Origin of the sequence: Vibrio celticus, from assembly GCF_024347335.1 — a bacterium.
In the GTDB taxonomy this organism is placed as follows: Bacteria; Pseudomonadota; Gammaproteobacteria; order Enterobacterales; family Vibrionaceae; genus Vibrio; species Vibrio celticus.
On record NZ_AP025464.1, the window covers coordinates 1332725 to 1355743 of the forward strand.

The following is a 23019-nucleotide window of genomic DNA, read 5'->3' on the forward strand; positions in this document are numbered from 1 at the left end:
AAAACTCCGCAATAATGTCGGTTTGGTCTTTCGCGATAGACGTTAAGTTATCACTGATGCTGTTCTGTTGCTTCGGGAGTGGACTCCGTAACCGTTAATCGTGGTCATATCTCAAGTCAAGCTTGTAGTAGACATACGACTGTTGAGCAGTAGAAATACTGCTCGCCTCATTAAGCTGTGCAATTCCGCTAAGTTAACAAAGTTAGGCGGTAAACCCGACCTGCCACCCAAGATCATAAACTACGTAAACAAACTAAGTCGATAAGCTACGTCGGCAAATTAGCAGCAAAGAAAAAAGGGTGACGCCATGCGTCACCCTTTGTTAGCAAAGCCTAATCTGCAATGAGTTTTGTAAGCTCCTCGCCAAGGTAAGCAATGTTACTTCCTGGCACTGGATACAATTGATATTTACGACCCTCTTCATCACCATCGTTATCTGAAAGTGCTATGTTCCACATTACGCCCTCTCCAGATTTCATCGGTGCTTCAAGCTCAATCGCAAAAAACAGCTGAGTACCATCGGCATTCCATTGTGCAATGTATTCACCTTTATAGCCTACATCCTCAAAATCTTGGCCTACGACAGTTCGGAACTGAGTGAAACCTTGGTCGCCACGCTGCAAAAATACTTCAACGTTATCATTTTCGTAGGTTTGCTCCATTGACGTCACGGTGGTGTCATCCACGCGATTAACCACACCGTATAGCCAGTTTTGGTGATAACCTACCGTCCAAGTTCCGGCAAAATTGTCGCCTTTAGCTACAGACATATCACGCTGGTTCAACTGGTTAAACGCGAATGAATACTGATAACCTTGTTGCCATACTGCATCATCAGCACCGCTTGGTTTGCTTGTCAACTTAGAAGCTTTAAAAGCTGGTGGAGTTGAAACAGGCACTGTAGACAATACAGCATTTTGCCCATTCATAAACAACTCACCAAACTCTTCACCTTGCCAACCAATGTTAGTGCCCGTAAGAGGATACAACTGAGCATGTCGGCTTCCTGAGCTATCTTTACTGTCGTTATCCGACAACGCGATATTAAAGCCTAAAGTTTCGCCCACTAAATCTTGATAGTTTGAAAATGAAATGTTGAAGTCGAAAACAGTGCCGTCAGTATTCCATTTGCCCGTCGCTTTGCCCGGAAACCCGAGTGGAGCAAAGTCTTGACCAACGACAGAACGGAATTGCCAGAATTGCTCACCAATGCGAACAAATACTTCCACGTTGTCATTTTCATGCGCCTGAGCATTGTTCGTTACGGTGCTGCTGTCTTCACGGCGAACTTGGCCGATGATCGCATTATTATGGTACCCCACCGCCCACTTACCATCGATAACATCACGTGGAGACAGTGTTTGATTGCGTCCGCCGAGCTGATTGTACCCAAATGGGTAAAACACAACTTCTTCGGCATTAAATCGATCAGACGTTAGTGCTTTAGCGTTAAACGGTTGAACATAACGCTGCATATTGCTCATATCGGTTACTGGCTCATAACTAAAGTTACCCGTTACCGCATCAACCAAGACGCCTTGAATCGCGTAATACGCAGGCTTAGGTTGGTAATTTTCATCAAATATTAGTGCTCGCCCGTAACCATTAAACCAACTAGGCACCCACGAATACTTATCCGTGACTCCCCACATAGTGAACATATCAACCTCAGGGTAATACGCCGCGAGCTTCATAAGTTTTTCGTAGTGATTCGCTTGGTCTTGCAATGCAAAATTGCCTTTGCCATCACGAATACGAACATCAATTTCGGTAAAGTGTGTATCTAAACCTAATTCGGAGATACGTTCTATATTGCGTGCAATAGACGCATCACTGAGCGCATTATCACCCGTTAAGTGCAGTTGCGTACCAATACCATGGATTGGCACACCTTTTTTAAGCAATTTTTCTACGTGACGGTAAACGGCATTTGATTTGGCATTCATACCTTCCGTTGAGTAATCGTTGTAGAAAAGCATCGCATCAGGATCCGCTTCATGAGCAAATCTAAATGCCAACTCTATGTAGTCTTCTCCTAAAGTTTGATACCATAATGTATCGCGAAAGCCGCCGGTGTCATCAAACGCTTCGTTCACCACATCCCAGTAGGCGACTTTACCTTTGTAATGACCGACGACTGTTTTAACGTGGTTTTCTAGTACCTGAGTCAGCTCTTCTTTTGTCCATTTCGTATCTTCTAACCACTTAGGGTTTTGGATATGCCAAACTAACGCGTGTCCTTTAACAGTCATGTTGTTTTCTAATGCAAATTCAACCAGTTCGTCGGCTTTAGAGAAATCAAATTGACCGCGTTGCGGTTGTACATAGCTGAACTTCATTTCGTTTTCTGGGGTGATTTGAGAGTACTCGCGAATCACCGTGTCTCGAAACATGGGATCGTCTAAATGACGAGTTTCAAACGCCGTTCCCACTGCAAGGTTGATTTGATCAGCCAGCGCTTTGAGTGGTAACTCGGAACGAGATTGAGTTGCTTCAGCTGCAGTGTTGGCCGAATTAGATTCATTAGCAGATGTAGAGTCATTGGTATTGTTACTGCACCCAAATAACGTGGCAGCAAAGAGTGTCGGCAACAGCGCTGGTAAAAATGTCTTCTTCATTAGCAATTATCCTTATAATTTATAGCGCGATGCCCGCTCATCAATTCGATAGAGCGGGCATCACGTTGATGGTACTTATCCTTTAACCGCACCTGCTGTTAGCCCGTCAATTAGGCGTCGAGAAGCCATAATGAACAAGAACAATAGTGGTAGAACCGCAATCGCAGCTCCTATAGACACCGCGCCCCATGGCACTTGACCCGTTCCTTGAAGTGCTCGTAACGCCAGAGGAACCGTGAACATTTTCATGTCGTTCATAACAACCAATGGTCCCATAAAGTTGTTCCACGTTCCGATAAACGTAATCAAACCCAATGTTCCAAATGCTGGCTTAATCAACGGCACAATCACTCGATAGTAAATCTTAAATTCACCACAGCCATCCATGCGAGCAGCTTCGACTAACTCTTTAGGAATTGAGCTCGAAATAAACTGACGCATCATAAAGATACCCATCGCACCACACGCCGCTGGGACGATCAGAGCTTTAGGATCGTTCATCCAGCCAATAGTCGACATGATCATAGCGGTTGGAATCATGCCTAAAAACGGCGGCAGCAACATAGTCGCCATAATTCCAACAAACATAGCATTCTTGAATTTGAAATCGAACATCGCAAACGCGTAACCTGCCAACGAACAAAACAGTAGGTTCAACACTGTTACGATAACCGCAACATACAAACTCAAGCCCAAGTTGTGCCAAAAGTACGGTAGGAATTCCAACAAGGTATTGAAGTTTTCAACCAAATACTCCCCAAAGAAAATGGGCGGGGGCACCGACAAGATACCGGTATTCGAATGCGACGAAAAAATGAACATGAAGTAAAATGGCGCGAGCATTATTAATGCCCCCAAAGCGACAATAATGTAGGCAATGAGCCTATCTTTTTCTATTTTCATCATCATTGGTTGTTACCACCTAGTAGTTTGTTATTCACGAGCGTCAAGCCGGCTATCAGCATAAATAGAATCCATGAAATTGCTGATGCAGTACCAAAGTCACTCTCTACGAATGCAGTAATGTACATGTGCATTGCCGCTGTTTTACCTGCTTGGTCGATACCACCAGTACCACCAGTGATAATGAACGGTTCTTCAAATAACTGCAGGTTACCTATGATAGTTAATGTCACAGCGAAGAACGCCATTGGTTTTAGCATTGGTAGCGTGATGTTCCAGAATTGCTGATAACGACTCGCCCCATCGATAGTGGCCGCTTCGTAAATATCTTTTGGAATGGTTTGTAGCGCCGATAAGTAAAGCACGGTGTTCCAACCCACGAATCGCCAGAATACGACGAAAGAAATCATATCTTTGGTATACGCGGGTTTGCTCCAGTCAATATTCTCCGTTGGGAAGATCCACGAGAACACTTTGATATCCGCAATTGAGAAGTTGCCTAGCGAGGTCAAAATTTGGTTAACCATGCCGAAGTCACGAGAGAACAAGGTGGTAAAGACCAGAGAAATCGCAACCGTCGAAGTAATGTAAGGCACAAAATACACGCCAATTACCGTGTTACGCATTTTGCTAAAGCTGGTGTGAATAAAGTACGCGAGTGGCAATGCGACTGCGTGTTGAGGAATACCAGATTTCAGAGCGATCACAACAGTGTTGTAGATCGACTTCTGGAACCATTCATCTTCCAGTGCGAAAACATAGTTTTCTATCCCTACCCATTCCATCGCAGCGAGGCCAGCCGCTGGCTCCCAGTAATGAAATGAAAGATAGAGTGAAAATATTAATGGAAACAGTCCGAAAACTCCGAATATTACGAAGAATGGACTCACAAATAAGTAAGGGGCGATTTTATTGCCCTTACGCAACCAAAAGTTTCCCTTTTGCGTTGCCGTTAAATTGGTAGCTAATGAAGAACTCATATATCTGATCCCGACTTGAAAATCATCGAGTTAGAGCGATTGCTCTAACTCGTTACTGAATTAACGACGACGAGCGCGACGTTTAATTTGTTTCTCTGCATTGGCGAGTACTTCGTCGATATCAGCATCGTTCTCAAGTACTTTTTCTAGTGAATCGTTCACAACCTGACGTGCCACTTCGTCGTAACGGTCAACCGTAACCGCAGGAATGTGAGACGCCGCTTCACGCCAAATTAAGCGTGCTTTCTGGTCACCTAAGTAAGCCACTTCTTCATCAAAGAACGAGTCGGTATGTGTTGCTACTAACGCAGGGAAAGCGTTAATTTCAGTAAAGCCAAGTTTTTGAATTTCAGTGCTTGTTGCCATGAATTCGATAAATGTCCATGCTTCTTCTTTGTGCTCAGCTTTTTTAGGGATGCTGTAGAATGAACCGCCCCAACTTGCGTAAGAACCGTTCGGAAGTTGAGAGGTTCTCCATTTACCTTTTGCTTCTGGAGCAATCCAATCTTGCAAGTGCCCACCTAACCATGCCCCCATCAATTGAACGGAAATAGTTCCGCGACGCAGGCCTTCAGTCCATTCGTTAGACCAAGCGCCAATTTCAGCGTCAATCCCAGCATCGCGGGCTTTTTTCGCTAAGCGAAACGCTTCTTTAAAACGGGGAGAGTTCACCAATACGTTATGCTCTTTATCAAAATAGATACCATCGCCATCTTTTAGATTTGAGCGAATATAGATATCCGTGATGTCGACAGCGTTAGCGAGCATGTAGTTGCCCGTTTTCTCTTTGATTTTGATACCCGCTTGAATAAACGAGTCCCAATCTTTTAGCAGTTCTTCTTCTGTGACACCTGCGGCTTCCAAAATGTCAGCGCGATAGAAAGTTGCACCTGGACCGATGTCTGCAGGAATGCCCGACAACATACCTTTTGAACTCGTCGCTTGCGACACAGAATAAGGCACAAGTTGCTCTGTAAATTTAGCGGCATTATATTGCGGCGCATTCAGATCTTCTAGGCCACCAGATTCCACAAAACGACCGATGTAAGCGTATTCGATACCCATGACATCTGGTAAGTTTGCCCCAGTAGCCAAAGCCGTTGTCATTGCGTTATGGTGATCGCCATACGCCAACGTAACTAGGTTTACCTTGATGTTTGGATATTTCGCTTCAAATTTTGGAATCGCCACTTCGGCAACTTGGTTAAAATTTGGGAACGAAGCTACCGTAATTTCGGTCGGCGCTGCATAGGCATTGGACGCAAGCAATGTCGCAATAGATAGTGATAAAAAGTTGATGTTCGACTTCTTCATGTTCAGTCCTTTGTTATTGTAGAGTGGTAATTTTGTTTTTATCGAAATAGTGTGCTTTTCGTTTATCGAAGTAGATCGTGATGTCGCCTTCGATGAGTTCTTCTATGTAATGAGTTTCAACCACCACTTTTTTGCCGTTAAACAAACAATCAAGGTGAATAACTGAACCCAGTACTTCAGAGCCAATCACCGTGACGTTTAATGAACGACAAACTTCAGATTCGATGTCATCTTGATAGAGAGAAAAATCTTGTGGTCGAATACCAATGGATTCGATATCTGCAGAAAGGTCGACGTCAGGTAAGCTCAAGTTGATTTCGGTGGTATTGGTATCAAACACGTTGATTTCCGGGCTACCAATGAAGCGCGCAACAAATTGGGATTTAGGCTGCTCGAAGATTTCTTTCGGCGTACCAACTTGTTCGATAACACCATTGTTCAAAATCACAATTCGGTCAGCCAGAGTCATGGCTTCGACTTGGTCATGCGTAACGTAAATGACGGTGGTTTTGACTTTTTCATGCAACGCACGAATCTCTTTACGCATTTGACCACGAAGTTTTGCGTCTAGGTTTGATAAAGGCTCATCAAATAAAAACACTTCCGGCGTGCGAACCATGGCGCGCCCCATTGCGACGCGCTGCCTTTGACCACCAGAAAGTTCTTTCGGCTTACGATCTAGAAGCGAGGTTAGTTCAAGCACCTTAGCAACATCAGCCACCATTTCTTTACGTGTGGCTTTATCGATTTTCATGTTTTCTAAACTGAAACCAATGTTCTCGCCAACCGTCATGTGTGGGTATAATGCGTAGCTCTGAAATACCATGGCTATATTTCGTTCTATCGGGTGAAGCTCATTCACCATGAGATCGTCAATATAAATCTCACCGCCTGATATTTCTTCTAGCCCAGCAAGCATTCTTAACGTTGTAGATTTACCACAGCCAGAAGGCCCAAGTAATACGATGAACTCCCCATGTTTAACCTCTAAGTCAATATCTTTAACGACCTGAGTTTCTCCATAGTTCTTAATTAAATTCTTAAAAGTTACTGATGCCATTTACATCACCTAATTATTTATCCAGTTAAACCGCTTGTTTAAATAGTGTGTAAAAACACCAATTGGAACAATTATATTTTTTGTTTTCTAATTTACTCTATTTCTTGTTTCGTGGACTTTAAGATAAGAACTAGCCATTGCTCACATATATGAACAATGGCCAATTTCTTTTATTAAATCTTGAATTTAACAACTTGAAATTTATTAATTTGTTGAATTTTTTCTATTATTTACCACCACGCTTCAAACATCGCGCCTAGACTCAGTGTGTCGTATTTAATATTGTCTGTATCTTCTACATCGCCAACGGTCGCGTACAGTCGAAGCATTGGACGGCTCCACGGCATACCACCCATAGAAATGTTTTGCGACGCTGTGACTTTCCAGCCTTTCACTTCGTCATTATTTTCACGGTCTTCCATTGCATAACCCGCTTCAAACCATGTTGAGTGAACTTCATTCCAGCTATACATTGGTCGAACAATCACAGCATATTCACTGCGCTCACCTTTGCCATTTAATGCCGCGGCATCCTTACCCACTACGTCTTTGTATGAGACAAGATAATCAACAGACCAAGGGTTGCCATAGTTGTAGCTACCTTCAAAGCTCATGTAGAGCGCCTGCACATCACCCGCAAGATCAAAGGAAGAATCGTCGGCACCATCAGAGTAACGAGCGATCACTTTGTTTGAATCACCAAGCCCCAATTCGGCGCCAACTTGCCACGATGTTTCATCTTTTAAGTCATTTCCGGCTTCATCAGACGCAAAACCGTAGTTAGCATAAAAATCGAGAGTACCTAGACCGGCATCAATGCTGTGTAATTTACTGGTAAACGCGTAGCGCCCAGAATCATTACCTAACGAACCACCATCACCGAAATCAACTTTTGTGATCACTGCAAAATCGAGTTTTGCGCCACCAAAGTTATAGTTTTTAAAACCACCACCTTGACCATCATGCGACATCCAGAAGTAATCATTGATACCCTGTTGTGGTCTTTGGTGGAAATCTCGACCACCCCAAAAATACATTTCAGGCTGACTTTCAAATACGTTTGTTACACCAGCAAAAGCTTTCTTCAAATCAACACCACCTGGCGATCCCCATTGATCGTTTGCCCAGTGATCAATCATGACTCCCACATTCCAAATTGGACCATTATCCGTTTCAAAGATACGTCCTAATTGAAATTCCCCGCCATTCGCTTCGTTACCTAAACGACCCAATGACCGCCCAGTAGTGCCAACCTCAACATAACGTCGGTCGCCATCGGCATAATGCGCGCCGTAACGTGCGTAACCAGAAAAAACCACACCGATAGGTGCTTTCGTTTCTGGCGTTAACACAGAAGGTTGTTGGTCATCCACATAGTCAATTTTTACCACTTTTGCTTCAAGTTCTTGAATGCGTTTTGTTAACGCATCAATGTCTGCATCGTTAGCCATAGCGGGTAGCGCCATCATTGTGGTAGCCACTGCAGCAGCAAGAGGTAAGAGTTTCAACTGTTCCATATTATTGGTCCTTTATTTATTGTTGGTATAGTTATTCCGAGTGGATACCCACTCAAATTTAAAGTTAGCGATATTGGAACCTGAGACTTCACGCCGCAAGCTCTGTATGTTTAGGCTCTGTATGTTTAGGCTCTGTATGTTTAGGTTTTACATATACCCGGCTTCAGGTAATAGCTGCGATATTCAGCTGTTATCGGATAATCACATTATCGATTTGAATCGTTTTTAGAGGGAGAACAGCACCGTTAGCAATGAACTGCAGTCCGATACGGTCTATATTGGTGAAGTCAGGATTTCCACTGTAACCAAACGCAAAATCTGGTGAAATATTGGGTATAGTAATCGTCGACCATTCATCCAATTGATATCCGAACTGCCATCCAATATAGGCAGGCGTATAAGCGCCATCCATGATGAAAGGCTGAATCGCTAAGTGCCCATCCGTTCCATATTCACTTGGTACGTAAACATCAAAAGACAGCGTTTTGGCGGTAGAGAAATCTATTGTTTCGTTGTCTGTGAACGTAGTGGCAACAACATACTCATCGCCATTTGCTAACCAGTCCACATCAACGTTCATCGTTTTATCAGCGGCATTATGAGTGTATGCACCAGTAACAGTTGTCGAACCGTCTTCATACCAGTACACGCCATCTTCAAAACTGTCTTTAAACAATGATGGCAATTCGGGTTTGGCTGCGGATATCAAGCCATTTGCAAAGCCTTGTAGAGCAGGTTTTGCCACAAGTTTCGAGTCAAAAAGCAACGGCCAGTCAGCATTACCATATAAATCAATAATCCAACTATCGGCATCAGAGACACCCCAAACGGAGATCCCACCACGTTGCTCTTCCGGAACAATGGCTAAGTATTGAGTGACTATATTTTCGAAACGTTTTTTTTGTTTATCTGCGAGTTCAAGCGATAACTCCGAATAATCACCGTTCGGGTTCAAGCGCACATCGAGCTCCGTTATTTTTACTTTTAGACCTGTTTGCGCAGCTTTAGTTAAAGACGCAGAGATCACTTCGATACTTGGATCATCGAGCCCTATGTGCATCTGAAACCCAATACCGTCAATGGGTACATTAGCGGTTTTTAGTTCGTTCACCATTGTAAGCACCGCCGTTAACTTAGCGTCATTACGTTCTATGTTGTAATCGTTGTAATACAAGGCGGCACTGCTATCTGCTTGGTCAGCAGCGGTAAAGGCCTGTGCAATATAATCTTTACCAATATTTGCAAACCAAACACTTCCTTGGTCGCCGGCATTTCGATACGTTCCATCTTCATTAAATGCTTCGTTGACTACGTCCCAACTGTCTACTTTTCCCGCAAAATGATTCGCAACGTTAGTAATATGATCGGTCATCACCGAGGCGCAATTGGTTGTGCAGCTTTTCATCCACTCGGGTAACTGCTGGTGCCAGACTAACGTGTGCCCATGAAGCCCTGATCCAATTTCCTGGCTGAATGCAACCAAACGGTCGGAATCATCAAAAAAGAACGTACCTTGCTCTGGTTGTAAATAACTAGGTTTCATAATGTTTTCAGCAGTTATTTGGTTAAAATGCTGACCTACAACACTTTGTAAGTCGCTTCTAATAAACACTGAGTTTTGAGCATCACCTGCTGGAAGCGCTACACCGATTGGATACCCTTCGGACAGTTGGAACAAACTGGCAACTTCTGTTGAAGGTAATTCAGGAGAGCCTGTCTCAACTTCAGATCCACATTCAGACAAGCAGCCGGGTAAAGCGATAGCGACGCCCGCTATTAGCAAAAATGAATTCCATTTCATTGGTTTTAACCTTTTATTAGTGTTGTATGAGTACAGCAACACTATGAGATAAACCAGCGTGGAGTTCTTTACTAAATATTGCAAATAGAGTTAGGTATTTACCTTGGAATTATTATTTGTGATATAAAGCAAACTATTAATTAGCCACATAAAAGACACAAAAAAAGCTCAATAAAATTATTGAGCTCACATAAAATCAGATATTGGAATGCTTATATTAGATATGATAACGTGAATTTTCCTTCTTGCGAAAATCTAGTGGGGTACAAGACAAGTTTTTCTTGAATACTTGATACAAATAACTTTGGTGCGGGTAACCACATTGCAATGCTATATCTTCAATACTTTCATCGGTCTCAGATAATAATCGCATGCATTTTTCTAAGCGTCTTTCATGAATATATTGATGGACTGTCATATTCTTTGCATTAAAAAATCGACTATCTAGCGTTTTCCTTGAAACACGACAATAGTTAGCCACATCAGAAACCTTAATACTATTGTGGTAATTATTGTAAATATAAAAACTGGCACGACTCACTATTCCGTCAGATAGGTCTTCACTGCTACAAGATGCCTTTTCCACTAGTTGACTTGGTGTGTAAAAATACGCCTGAGCTTTCTCTTCTTTAAGTACCAGCGATAACGCTTGCTTACCAATATCATAAGGGCTGATATCGACAGAAGTAATTGCGACAGGAGAAATTTCACTTTCAATAGGATCACAATCGACACCAATCACGTTAACTTGCTTTGGCACCATAATTTTTTCGTCAGTAAGCGCTTGTATTAATGTTCTCGCCGAGCGATCAGTGCTGCACAACACACCTATTTTCTCATTACTACCTATCAAATGATGCGGGTCGACAAGGCACATCTCTAGGCCAATCTTGTCTGCGGTCGCTTTAAAGCATTGTTCCCTTTCTTTGCTCCATTCGTATTGACGGTCAAATTCGTTGCTATAAAAGCCAACACGTTGAATGCCGAGCTCGGTGAACTTACCTAGTGCGGTAATCGCAATTTGCTGATTATCAACCACTAACGTAGAAATGCCGGCTGGTACGGATTCGAGTTGGTAGCTTGAATATATTAATCCTTGCCGCGCCACCCTCATTACTGAAGGGATATCAACCAACTTATCCCCATCAGCAATGATGTAATCCCAGCTATCTTCTTTCAACTTATCAATGTGCTCTTCAGAACTAATATAAATAGATACGTCTTCTGAACGACAATGCACAGCAGCTTTAATTCCTCGGAATATTTCGCGGTCGTAAAACACCATCACATCCAATAGCACGAGTATCTTTTTCATACTGGTTCTTTCCTCTTACATTGCAATGCTAGAGGATAGCCAAGCCATTTTGATTAAACAGGTGCGATCTTTGAATATCGATATAGAAAGTACAACTCGTGCCCTCTTCGACTTGTTGCTCAGAATCCAGTTCGATGGTCACAGCGGTGTCACCAAGCTGTCCGTGGACTTGTATTGTTGTGCCAAGTAATTCTGTGGATTCAACAAACACTTCAACCGCAACCGCTTTGCTTGAACTTTGGCTGCTAATATCGCTTGGTCTTACTCCTAACGTGGCTTCATTGGTCACTATGCTTGAGTCATTTAACGACACCACATCAATAGTTTTTCCATTTAATTCGATGCTCCAGCCTTCTTGAGCAGGTTTTATTGCAACAGGTAACATGTTCATTGATGGGCTGCCGATGAAACTAGCGACAAACAGGTTGGCAGGTTTGTGGTAGATCTCTTTTGGCGTGCCCACTTGTTCGATGATACCATCGCGTAAGATCACCACTTTATCGGCAAGTGTCATTGCTTCCACTTGGTCATGGGTGACATACACCGTGGTTTTTTGATGCTTCTTATGGAGGTCTTTGATTTCAGTACGCATCACATTACGAAGTTTAGCGTCTAGGTTCGATAGCGGCTCATCAAACAAAAACACTTCTGGTGTTCTAACCATCGCTCGCCCCATTGCTACACGTTGACGCTGCCCACCAGACAATGCACGCGGCTTCCGATCAAGCAAAGGCGTCAACTGCAGCATATCTGCTACGTGTCGAACTTGCTTTTTGATTTCGTCTTTGTTGACGCCAGCCATTTTCAACGAGAAACCAATGTTTTCATACACCGTCATGTGTGGGTACAAGGCATAACTTTGGAATACCATGGCAATATTTCGGTCTTTAGGATTAAGGTGGTTGACGACCTCACCATTAATTAAAATTTCGCCATGAGACACCTCTTCGAGACCAGATAGCATTCTTAACGTGGTTGACTTCCCACACCCTGAAGGCCCTAGAAACACAACAAACTCTCCATCGCCAATCTCGAGATTGAAATCTTTAACAATGTGCGCATCATCAGAATAGATCTTATCTACATTTTTGAATTGAACCGTCGCCATTTATTCACCCTATTGTTCCGTAATTTGTTTTGGATTTTTAATTACTCTTATCTTTATAGGCAATCAACTTAGCCTCAATTATGTTTTTTGTTTCTGCTATTGATAGATTTTACGACTGAGCATTGGATCACAAAGATTGGCTGAGTGGTGCATAGCATGGCATAAATAACAATGAGAAAACTCTCATGCAATCAGCTCGCCCCTAACAAGCAAGAGTTCAACAATATAGCGCGATGTATTAAAAACACAGCACAATTCAGGATTAACCCATATTTGAGACGTGATACACATTTAACAAATAGATTAATAAGTGTATAAAATTTCGTAATTGCTGAAATGTTTTAAAAAAATAATTATTGATGAAATTTAATATCAATACTATGGCACAGTAATCATGACAAAATATTTTGAACACATTAATAAAATTCAATTTGAAGGCACTGCATCTTCGAACCCACTTGCATTCCGTCATTACGATGCCGACAAGATGATCCTTGGCAAAAGCATGAAAGACCACCTTCGTTTTGCTGCGTGTTACTGGCACAACTTCTGTTGGCCGGGCTCTGATGTTTTCGGTGCTGGCACATTCGACCGCCCTTGGCACAAAAATGGCGACGCCATGGAAATGGCAAAAATGAAAGCCGATGCCGCGTTCGACTTCTTCTCTAAACTCGACGTTCCTTACTACTGTTTCCACGACACCGATGTGGCACCAGAAGGCAACTCCATCAAGGAGTACGTAAACAACTTCCAAGCAATGGTTGATGTGCTTGAGCAAAAGCAATCGGAAACCGGACTTAAGTTGCTTTGGGGTACAGCAAACGCTTTCTCTAACCCACGTTACATGTCGGGTGCGGGTACTAACCCTGATCCGAAAGTATTCGCTTACGCGGCAACGCAAATCTTCAACGCGATGGGCGCAACTCAACGCTTAGGTGGCGAAAACTACGTTTTATGGGGTGGTCGTGAAGGTTACGAAACTCTACTAAACACTGACTTACGCCAAGAACGCGAGCAGTTGGGCCGCCTAATGCAGATGGTGGTTGAGCATAAACATAAGATTGGCTTTAAAGGGGCGATTTTAATTGAACCTAAACCACAAGAGCCAACAAAACACCAATACGATTATGATACCGCAACAGTTTACGGTTTCTTGAAACAGTTCGGCTTAGAGAACGAAATCAAGGTGAACATTGAAGCGAACCACGCCACACTTGCGGGTCACAGCTTCCATCATGAAGTTGCGACTGCAACGTCTTTAGGACTATTTGGTTCTATCGATGCGAACCGTGGCGACCCTCAACTAGGTTGGGATACCGACCAATTCCCAAACAGCGTGGAAGAAAACACGTTAGTCATGTACGAAATTCTTAAAGCAGGTGGTTTCACTACAGGTGGCTTCAACTTTGATGCTCGGGTTCGTCGTCCTTCCATTGATGGCGAAGACTTGTTCCACGGCCACATTGGCGGCATGGACACTATGGCATTGTCTTTAGAGCGCGCTGCCGACATGATTGAAAATGACGTGTTATCTAAGAAAATTGCTCAACGTTATGCGGGTTGGAATGAAGACCTAGGCAAGAAGATCCTAAGCGGTGACCTTAACCTTGAAACGCTAGCTAAGCATGCTGTCGACAGCAACATTTCTCCGGTTAAAACATCTGGCCAACAAGAACATCTAGAAAACACTGTCAACGGTTTCATCTTTAAATAACCGATTAATCCCACGCAAATCAAAGCCCAAGCGCATTTCATTATGCTCTTAGGCTTTTTTAGCCATCAATCTATTTCTTATTTAGTACAACAGATTGCTCTACGCTGACTCGAATACGCTGTAAATCTTGGTCTTTAGATGATGCACCAATCATAAATTCAAACTCACCTGCTTCAACAACCTTTTGTAGTTTCGTATTAATGAGCGCCAGTTCATCAAACGGTACGACAATATTCACCTCTTTTTTCTCACCCGCTGCAAGCTCAACTCGTGCAAAACCACACAATTTTTTGATAGGAGTAGTGACCGAGGAATACAGATCGCGAAGGTACACCTGCACAATTTCGACCCCATCTATATCAGATAGGTTTTCAAGTTCTAACGATATTTCAACATTTTGTCCAGGGTTAATGTGCATGTTCTGAATATGAATATTACTGTAGCTAAATCGGCTGTATGACAGCCCTTCACCAAAGCTAAATAATGGGTCTAAGGGCATATCAATGTAGCGTTCTTCACCGTTTGTTTGGCCACTATTGTGCGCGTGCCAACCTTGATATTTGTTGTAATACACCGGAATTTGCCCAACATGGACGGGAAATGAAATGGTTAATTTACCAGCTGGGTTTAGTTGACCAAACAATGCCTCAGAAAGCGCTTGTCCACCTTTAGGGCCAGAGTTAAAACCACACAATATGGCATTTGCATGTTCTTTTACCCAAGGGAGCGTTAATGGTTTAGACGCAATCAAACACACCACAAGAGGCTTATCGTGGCGGTTAATAGTTTCAAGCATAGCTTGCTGCTGCCCACTCAAGTCCAAATTCGCTCTGTCATGAAACTCGCCGTTTTGGGATAAAGTATCTCCCACACATGCCACAACAAGATCCGCCGTCGGCAACGCCAAATTAATTGCATCGATTTCATCAACCGATGCATCAACGCAGTCTGCACCTTTAATAAATTCTAGCTCGAACCCTTGCTCATTCGCTTCATGAGTTAGCGCGTCTAACAGTGTGACCGTTTGTTCTCGATGAAATGTATCGTTTGTCATGCTTGCTTGGATCGAACCGAACGACCAGTCGCCAAGTTGCGCGATCACGTCGTCTGCGTTCGGACCAACCAGAAGCACTTTCTTTAGCGAGTTAGGTTTAATCGGTAACACACCATCGTTTTTCAATAACACTAGGCCTTTACGACTGGCTTCTAATGAAACTGCATGGTGCGCTTCGATGCCCATAATTGAGCTTCGCTCTGGAGCGTAATTGGCCATCGAATCAAACAAACCTAATTCAAACTTCTTAGTTAAAATGCGTTTTACAGATGAATCCAATGTCGCAACTGAAATGCGCCCTTCTTGAACTAGTTCCACCGTCAGAGGGTAAAATTCTGGCGTTGACATCATCATATCGTTGCCTGCAATTAATGACTGATAACACGCTTCTTTGGCGTTCTCGCATACCGTTTGTTTCGTATGCAACGAACGCACGTTTTCCCAATCTGTCACGATAAAGCCATCTAGATTCCAATCGGTTTTTGCTACATCGGTTAACAACCAATCGTCAATCGTACACGGTATTCCGTCGTTGCTGTGATACCCCGTCATCAACGAAGCAACGTTGGCTTCCTTCACGGATTTTTCAAATGGCGGTAAAAATGTCGATAGCAACTGGCGTCTAGTTACATTGGCTTCATACGAGTCACGCCCGCCAATGGTTTCACCATAAGCCACGTAGTGTTTTGCGCACGCTAAAATAGAATCTGGCGAGCTTACGTCGTCACCTTGATACCCTTTAATTGTGGCGGAGGCCATTTCTCCAATTAACCACGCATCTTCACCGTAGGTTTCATCAATTCTTCCCCAACGGGCGTCACGCCCTACACATAACACCGGCGAAAATGTCCAGTGTAATCCTGAAGCGCGCGTTTCTTTTGCTGTAATCCTTGCCATTCTATACATTAGGTCTAAATCCCAACTTGATGAAGTAGCAAGCTGGCTAGGAAAGACTGTTGAATCATTGTCGAAACAGTGGCCGTGAATTGCATCAATGCCAAAAATTAAAGGAATACCAAGACGTGAATCAAGCGCTCGTGCTTGAAGTTCTGAGTTCATCGAGCCTGTACAATGAAGATAACTACCAACATGCCAATGTTCTAACTTATCAGTGTTTCCTTCTATATTGGCGGGCAATTGAAGTAGCTGGCCTACTTTTTCTTCGAGAGTCATAAGGCTAAGAAGATTATCAACGCGCGTCGATATCGGATATTGATTACTCTTATATATTGGGTTCACGCAAGGCTCCATGGTTAAATGATTACCTACTCTTTTATGATACTAAATCAGGATAATTTTCAACGTTACACCACGATAAGAATAGGCTGTGTTTAATAAAAACTCAGTGTGGTTAAAACGTAGTATCATATTTTGACAGAGTATAAGCATTTATCTAATTGAGTATTAGTTTATGTTTTTTCAATCAGTTCCTGTGTTTGTGAGAACAATCATAATATTTGAAAACTGGTGACTGGTTATATGTTTGTTTCACGGGAAAATGTTTCACGGCACGATGACGTAATTTCGTTGTGCTCGTTCTCTAGCCGCGAAATATGAAAGACTAAGGTAGATCAACATGTACTTTATAAACGGTCGTGGATTGAAACGGCTTATCAGCACTCATTAAGGCTGATGCACTTTCGTCCGGCATATTAACCTGATCTGGGAATGCTTGAGTTTCTAAGCATAGACCTGCATATTGAACAAACGGCTTTCCATTTGACATGACTTCACCAGTTAAATGATTTCCGGTGTAAAACTGAATCGCAGGTCTATCAGACAGAACTTCTAACTTTATTCCTGTTTCTGGCTCAAACACCCGTGCTACGTTTCTTACCCCATCTCCTTTAATGATATAGCAGTGGTCGTAACCCTTAGCAGCTTTAATTTCACTATCTTGGCTCACGAGACCAATATCGACTTTTTTGGGTGACAAAAAGTCCATGACGGTTCCAGAAACACTCCGACGATTTATAGGAATTGAAGCGCTATCTACTTGCCAGTATTCATCGGCATCAATAGTGACAACATGATTGCGAATATCATTGTGTCGGCCAGATAGATTAAAGTAAGCATGCTGAGTGGGGTTTACTGGGCAGTCACCCGTAGAATCAACTCTATAATCGATCTTCAATTCGTTATCGTTATTCAAATGATATGTGACGCGTAAAGTTAAATCGGCAGGATACCCACCTTCTCCATTGATCACTTCCGTTTGTAAAGAAATACTTTGCTTTTGACTTGCAGTAACATTCCAACGGCGTTTATGCAGCGCACATGAACCTCCATGGAGATGACTATTACCTTCATTTTGGTCCAACTGCACCGGCTTTCCATTGAGCTCAAACTCACCGTTTCTAATTCGATTTCCCCATGGACCAACCACGGCACCTATGTACGCACCTCCACTGAGATACTCATCATCAGTGTCATAACCCAACACAATATTGCGTTTAATGTTTGATCTATCCTTCACCCAAAAGTTGACAATCGTCGCTCCTAAATCACTGACTTCAACCTTCACTCCGTTTTCATTGGCGAGAACAAAAATGTTATATTCCCCCCAATGTTTACGCTCGGCACTATGCTCATTCACGCTCATATTCACTCCTGTTTTTAGCCATTATCAGAAATAAATATGGTTTCATCCATTATGAAATTTTGAACCACTCTAATGTTAAATCTCAAAGCTAATTTTGCTCACAGTTTCTATAACATTCTCCAAAGCATCAAGATAACACTATATGAACTGCGTTCTTCAAATAATTACATAGACCGGTTCTTTAGAAAATAGCCTTTAAAATAAAGTATTTACCTTCGTGTAGATCTCCTGGAAGATTTTACGTTTTGTTTGATAATATCGGTATTTACTCGCATCAGGCTCATGCCGCTGAACCAATTCGGGTACAGGGCAAACTTCGTCAAGGCGTGCGCCTTTTTCAGTTCCAAGAATCGCTAAACGCGCAGCACCAAGAGCTGGGCCAACATCGCCACCTTTACGGTAAACCAAAGGTAAGCCAACAATATCGGCTAGCATCTGTCTCCAATATTCACTGCGTGCACCGCCACCAATCAATGACACTTCTTCAGGGATCATTTTCGTGACATGCAAAGCGTCAAAGCCATCGGCAAAAGCAAAACCTACCCCTTCTAATACCGCCTGAACAAGTTCAAAGCGTGTAGTTGAATGCGTCATGCCAAAGAACACGCCTTTCGCATTAGGATCATTATGAGGCGTTCTTTCACCGGATAAGTAAGGTAGAAAGATCACTTGAGAGTCTTTATCAGCGTTTACCTGCACTTCGGAAATCATGTTACCAACATCTTCAAAGCCAGTTAGGTCTGCCACCCATTTAAGACATGACGCTGCACTCAATGTCACCGACATGGTATGCCAAGTACTTGGAAGTGCATGACAGAAACTGTGTAATGCAGATTCAGGGTTTGAAATAAACCCATCGCTGACAGCGAAATATACGCCAGATGTTCCCAAAGACAACATCGCTTGTCCCGGTTCAGTGATACCAACGCCTACAGCACCCGCCGCATTGTCACCGCCACCTGCGATAACAGGAACACATGACATTCCCCACAAGGTTGCAATCTCACTAGACAAGCTTCCCGTTACATCACTACCTTCAAACAACTTCGGCATTTGTGCACGTGTTAACCCTGTCGCTTGCAGCAAAGTATCGCTCCAATCTCGCGCATTCACATCAAGCCAACACGTTCCCGCGGAATCAGACATATCCGATGCGAAGTCACCCGTCATTTTAAAGCGCAGGTAATCTTTAGGTAGTAACACCTTATCTATTTTTGCGAATAACTCTGGCTCATAATTTGCGACCCATTTGAGTTTCGGTGCAGTAAAACCTGGCATCATGATATTGCCTGTAATATCTCGGCTATTCGGTACATTTTGTTCCAGTTCTTTGCACTCTTCTTCACAACGCCCATCGTTCCACAAAATGGCGGGGCGAAGGATATCTCCTTTGCTGTCTAAAAGTGTTGCTCCGTGCATTTGACCAGACAACCCAATCGCAACAACCTGTGACAAGTCTACTTTATCCCCTATACCTTTGATTGTTTTACACGTTGCTTCCCACCAGTCGAGTGGGTTTTGCTCTGACCACAACGGCTTTAAACGCGATACCGATAACTCAGCAGAGTGCGTCGCTAGAATATCACCACTGCGTGACATCGCGATGGATTTAACACCAGATGTGCCCAAGTCGATTCCAATATACATAGGTAGACCTCAATTGATTGCAATTCGACACTACACAAACCGGAATTGGTGTTATGTGTGCCGTAGTAACTAGTTGTAATTAGTTACACTATTCATCAACCTTTTACGCTGCACAATTACGTTATTTAACAGTTATGTTCACTGATTTCACGACTGGGCGAAAAGTCACACCTTGCGCAACTGCTCGCTGATACAATAAAAAAAACAAAAACGGACAAACTTAACAGTTAGGACATCATGGATAAACGCTACCGTATTACTTTGCTTTTCAACGCCAATAAAGTCTACGACCGTCAGGTTATAGAGGGGATCGGCGAGTATTTACAAGCCTCTCAATGTGAGTGGGATATTTTCTTGGAAGAAGACTTCGTTACTAACATCGATAATTTTAAGGAGTGGCGCGGTGATGGTGTAATAGCTGATTTCGATAACCCTAAAATTCAAAAACTACTGGTTGATTCTGACGTGCCTGTAGTTGGCGTTGGTGGTTCTTATACCAATGCCGATGATTACCCCAACGTTCCCTATGTCGCTACCGATAACGAAGCACTGATTGAGTTGGGTTTTCAGCACCTAAAAGAAAAAGGGCTGGAGAACTTCGCCTTTTATGGTATTCCACACGACCCAGCCAAACGTTGGGCTACAGAACGTCAGTTAGCGTTTAAAAAGATTGTCGAACGTGAGGGTTATTCAGGCGCGGTATATCTTGGCAACGAAACCAGCCCTCAAACTTGGCAGTACGATATGAACCGCTTAGCCGACTGGTTGCAACGCCTACCGACACCAACGGGGATCATCGCCGTCACCGACTCACGAGCCAGACACTTACTGCAAGTGTGCGAGCACTTGAATGTCATGGTGCCTGACAAAGTGTCTGTAATTGGTATCGACAACGAAGAGCTAGCACGCTATTTAACTCGCGTATCTCTTAGCTCCGTTGGCCAGGGTTGTAAAGACATGGGCTATCGCGCGGCAAAAATGTTGCACAAATTGGTGAAAAACCGCGATACCGAGGCAGGACAACCTAATGCCGATAAGAAACCGCCTCGGATACTGATCCCGCCAACCAAAGTGTTCGAAAGACAAAGTACTGACTTCCAAGCACTAAAGGACACCTACGTCATTCAGGCGATGCACTTTATTCGGCACAATGCATGTAAAGGTATAAAGGTGGATCAAGTTCTAAGCTATGTCGGGATTTCGCGTTCAAACATGGAAGCTCGTTTCAAAGAAGAGCGTGGTCATTCCATTCACCAAGAGATCCACAACTCAAAACTAAAACGCGCTTGTACGTTACTCCAAGGTACATCATTACCCATCATCGAAATATCAGAGCTTTGTGGTTACCCATCTTTACAATACATGTACACCGTATTTAAAAAGAACCTAAACCAAACGCCTAAAGGTTATCGCGAAGCCGCCTTGACTGGTTCTTTGAGGGGACTGTCCTAGCAACGATTAATACTTCTATTTTTATCCGAACCTTAAAATTAGAGCACAAAGAAAACCCCTTACCACTGGAATAATAAGGTTTCCATTAGTTCATCGCGAATGTTCTGGAACTAAAAAAACGATAGTGAGTGATATGGTTTGTTCACCAAACAAAAAACATACACAAACTATTATTTTCATCCTTTCCTACTGTAGGGCTTTAAAATGGTTTCTTAAATCGTAAATCCACATTACATTTTGTGATAAATAGCCCTACGTTTGGTTGGTTTTTGTCCCGCACCGCCTTGGTTATACTGCGCCTGATTTTAATAAGCCAACAAGACAGAACTAAGTTGAAATACTCAGTTCTGATCACAACAGGCAACCGCTCTGGATTTACGTTCCAGCTCGCAGAAAGGAAAAACCATGTCTCAATATGTTGTATGTGCTCTGTATAAATTCGTAGCACTTGATGATTACCAAGAAATTCGCCAGCCACTAACCGACGTGTTAGAAGCCAACCAAATCCGCGGTACTTTGTTACTTGCGAGTGAAGGTATCAACGGTACCGTTGCAGGTAAGCGCGAATCTATCGACGCCCTTCTTCAATGGTTCAAACAAGATTCTCGTTTGGCTGATGTTGTTTACAAAGAGTCGTTCAACGAAGAGCAACCATTCAACCGCACCAAGGTTAAGCTTAAGAAAGAGATCGTAACCATGGGTGTTGAGGGCATCGACCCACGCCATGTTGTCGGCACTTACGTGAAACCAAACGAGTGGAACGCATTGATCTCTGATCCAGATGTGATTCTGGTTGATACTCGTAACGACTACGAAGTGGACATCGGCACATTCAAAAATGCCGTAAACCCAAACACAGAAACCTTCCGTGAATTCCCTCAGTACGTTGAAGACAACCTTGATCCTAAGAAACACAAGAAAGTCGCGATGTTCTGTACTGGCGGTATTCGTTGCGAAAAATCAACAGCCTACATGAAAGAGCAAGGCTTTGATGAGGTTTACCACCTTGAAGGCGGCATTCTTAAGTACCTAGAAGAAGTACCTGAAGAAGAGAGCATGTGGGAAGGCGACTGCTACGTATTTGACGGTCGTGTTGCAGTAAACCACCAGCTAGAAAAGAGCGGTTACGATGTGTGTAACGCGTGTCGTTTGCCAATCACTGACGAAGACAAAGCTTCTGAACACTTCGAGAAAGGCGTAAGCTGCCCTAAGTGTATTGATAAGCACAGCGACGAGCAGAAAGCCCGTTTCCGCGAACGTGAAAAGCAAGTTCAACTGTCGAATGCTCGTGGCGAAACCCACGTAGGTGGCGAAGCTGCTCACCTTATCGAGCAACGTAAGAAAGAAAAGCTTGCACACAAAGAGCAGCAACGCTCTGGCAAGAAAGCAAAGTAAACTTTCTGCTTTAAACTCTTATAGTTCTAAACATATAACTATAAATAGTTAGCTATATACATACAAAAGGGCGCAAGTTCGAAGATGATTCCTCGAGTTTGTGCCCTTTTTTGATCGCTTTACGGCTTTGTGTTTTGAACCACATTTCTTTCGAAAAATTACTTCTATACTGTTAATAATTCGACTAGAGAGGAAGTGCCAATGCTCAATGAAAACCATGCCTTTATCTTAGATTTCCCAGATCTTAAATTAGACATTGTTCAGCTCAACCACGACGACGAAAAATTCAAAGCAGACATGCAAAAATACCACCAACTCGACTACGACATCCGTCAGCTAGAAATCTCTGGCAGCCCTATCGATGACGACAGCATGCACAACCTCAAAGTAGAACGCATGGAGCTAAAAGACTCGCTACACAAACAGCTCACGCGCCACCACGCGCTTAAGATCGTATAGAAAAATCAATCCAATACTTTATTCTAAGCCATGCACTATGAACTGACCCCCAATAGTTGGACACCAATTATTGGGGGTCT

General features: G+C 43.1%; 16 protein-coding genes. 4 read left to right on the forward strand and 12 right to left on the reverse strand.

Going from position 1 to position 23019, the window contains the following annotated elements; all coding sequences use genetic code 11:
* Window positions 1–332 precede the first annotated feature (332 nt).
* The 9 genes from OCV19_RS21850 to OCV19_RS21890 all read right to left on the reverse strand — a co-directional run bounded on the left by OCV19_RS21850 (window position 333) and on the right by OCV19_RS21890 (window position 12616).
* Entirely contained in the window at window positions 333–2618 is a 2286-nt protein-coding gene (locus tag OCV19_RS21850) for an endo-1,4-beta-xylanase (RefSeq protein WP_065676993.1), read from the reverse strand.
* Between the two features lie 75 nt (window positions 2619–2693).
* Window positions 2694–3527 (reverse strand): carbohydrate ABC transporter permease, encoded by an 834-nt coding sequence (locus OCV19_RS21855; protein ID WP_065676994.1) that lies wholly within the window; start codon window positions 3525–3527, stop codon window positions 2694–2696.
* Window positions 3524–4501 carry a carbohydrate ABC transporter permease gene (locus OCV19_RS21860; RefSeq protein WP_046209674.1) on the reverse strand — a complete coding sequence of 326 codons (978 nt, stop codon included), beginning with the start codon at window positions 4499–4501 and terminating at the stop codon, window positions 3524–3526. Before OCV19_RS21860 ends, OCV19_RS21855 begins: the two co-directional genes overlap by 4 nt.
* A 60-nt stretch (window positions 4502–4561) precedes the next feature.
* Window positions 4562–5815, reverse strand: a complete 1254-nt coding sequence (locus OCV19_RS21865; protein WP_065676995.1) for an ABC transporter substrate-binding protein — start codon at window positions 5813–5815, stop codon at window positions 4562–4564.
* Window positions 5816–5828: 13 nt separating this feature from the next.
* On the reverse strand, window positions 5829–6875 hold the full coding sequence (locus OCV19_RS21870) for an ABC transporter ATP-binding protein (RefSeq protein ID WP_065676996.1): 1047 nt from the start codon (window positions 6873–6875) through the stop codon (window positions 5829–5831).
* Window positions 6876–7105: 230 nt separating this feature from the next.
* Entirely contained in the window at window positions 7106–8392 is a 1287-nt protein-coding gene (locus OCV19_RS21875; protein ID WP_065676997.1) for a carbohydrate porin, read from the reverse strand.
* Between the two features lie 190 nt (window positions 8393–8582).
* Window positions 8583–10193, reverse strand: a complete 1611-nt coding sequence (locus OCV19_RS21880) for an endo-1,4-beta-xylanase (RefSeq protein ID WP_065676998.1) — start codon at window positions 10191–10193, stop codon at window positions 8583–8585.
* A 217-nt stretch (window positions 10194–10410) separates the two neighbouring features.
* Entirely contained in the window at window positions 10411–11508 is a 1098-nt protein-coding gene (locus tag OCV19_RS21885; RefSeq protein WP_065676999.1) for an AraC family transcriptional regulator, read from the reverse strand.
* Window positions 11509–11536: 28 nt separating this feature from the next.
* Window positions 11537–12616 (reverse strand): ABC transporter ATP-binding protein, encoded by a 1080-nt coding sequence (locus tag OCV19_RS21890; RefSeq protein WP_065677000.1) that lies wholly within the window; start codon window positions 12614–12616, stop codon window positions 11537–11539.
* A 394-nt stretch (window positions 12617–13010) separates the two neighbouring features.
* Here OCV19_RS21890 and xylA point away from each other — a divergent pair, with 394 nt between their 5' ends.
* Window positions 13011–14330: a xylose isomerase gene (gene xylA, locus OCV19_RS21895; RefSeq protein ID WP_261875701.1), complete on the forward strand. Its 1320-nt coding sequence runs from the start codon at window positions 13011–13013 to the stop codon at window positions 14328–14330.
* A gap of 70 nt (window positions 14331–14400) precedes the next feature.
* Here xylA and OCV19_RS21900 read toward each other — a convergent pair whose 3' ends face one another.
* The 3 genes from OCV19_RS21900 to xylB form a co-directional block, all read right to left on the reverse strand.
* Entirely contained in the window at window positions 14401–16623 is a 2223-nt protein-coding gene (locus tag OCV19_RS21900) for a glycoside hydrolase family 3 N-terminal domain-containing protein (RefSeq protein ID WP_086738457.1), read from the reverse strand.
* A 322-nt stretch (window positions 16624–16945) separates the two neighbouring features.
* Window positions 16946–17986 carry an aldose epimerase family protein gene (locus OCV19_RS21905; protein ID WP_065676336.1) on the reverse strand — a complete coding sequence of 347 codons (1041 nt, stop codon included), beginning with the start codon at window positions 17984–17986 and terminating at the stop codon, window positions 16946–16948.
* Between the two features lie 195 nt (window positions 17987–18181).
* Window positions 18182–19633, reverse strand: a complete 1452-nt coding sequence (gene xylB / locus OCV19_RS21910; protein ID WP_065676337.1) for a xylulokinase — start codon at window positions 19631–19633, stop codon at window positions 18182–18184.
* A 237-nt stretch (window positions 19634–19870) separates the two neighbouring features.
* Here xylB and OCV19_RS21915 point away from each other — a divergent pair, with 237 nt between their 5' ends.
* From OCV19_RS21915 to OCV19_RS21925, 3 genes are all read left to right on the forward strand, one after another.
* Entirely contained in the window at window positions 19871–21085 is a 1215-nt protein-coding gene (locus OCV19_RS21915) for a XylR family transcriptional regulator (RefSeq protein WP_065676338.1), read from the forward strand.
* Between the two features lie 405 nt (window positions 21086–21490).
* Window positions 21491–22480 (forward strand): oxygen-dependent tRNA uridine(34) hydroxylase TrhO, encoded by a 990-nt coding sequence (gene trhO / locus OCV19_RS21920; protein ID WP_048613324.1) that lies wholly within the window; start codon window positions 21491–21493, stop codon window positions 22478–22480.
* A gap of 201 nt (window positions 22481–22681) precedes the next feature.
* Window positions 22682–22939 (forward strand): YdcH family protein, encoded by a 258-nt coding sequence (locus OCV19_RS21925; protein WP_009846137.1) that lies wholly within the window; start codon window positions 22682–22684, stop codon window positions 22937–22939.
* Window positions 22940–23019 lie beyond the last annotated feature (80 nt).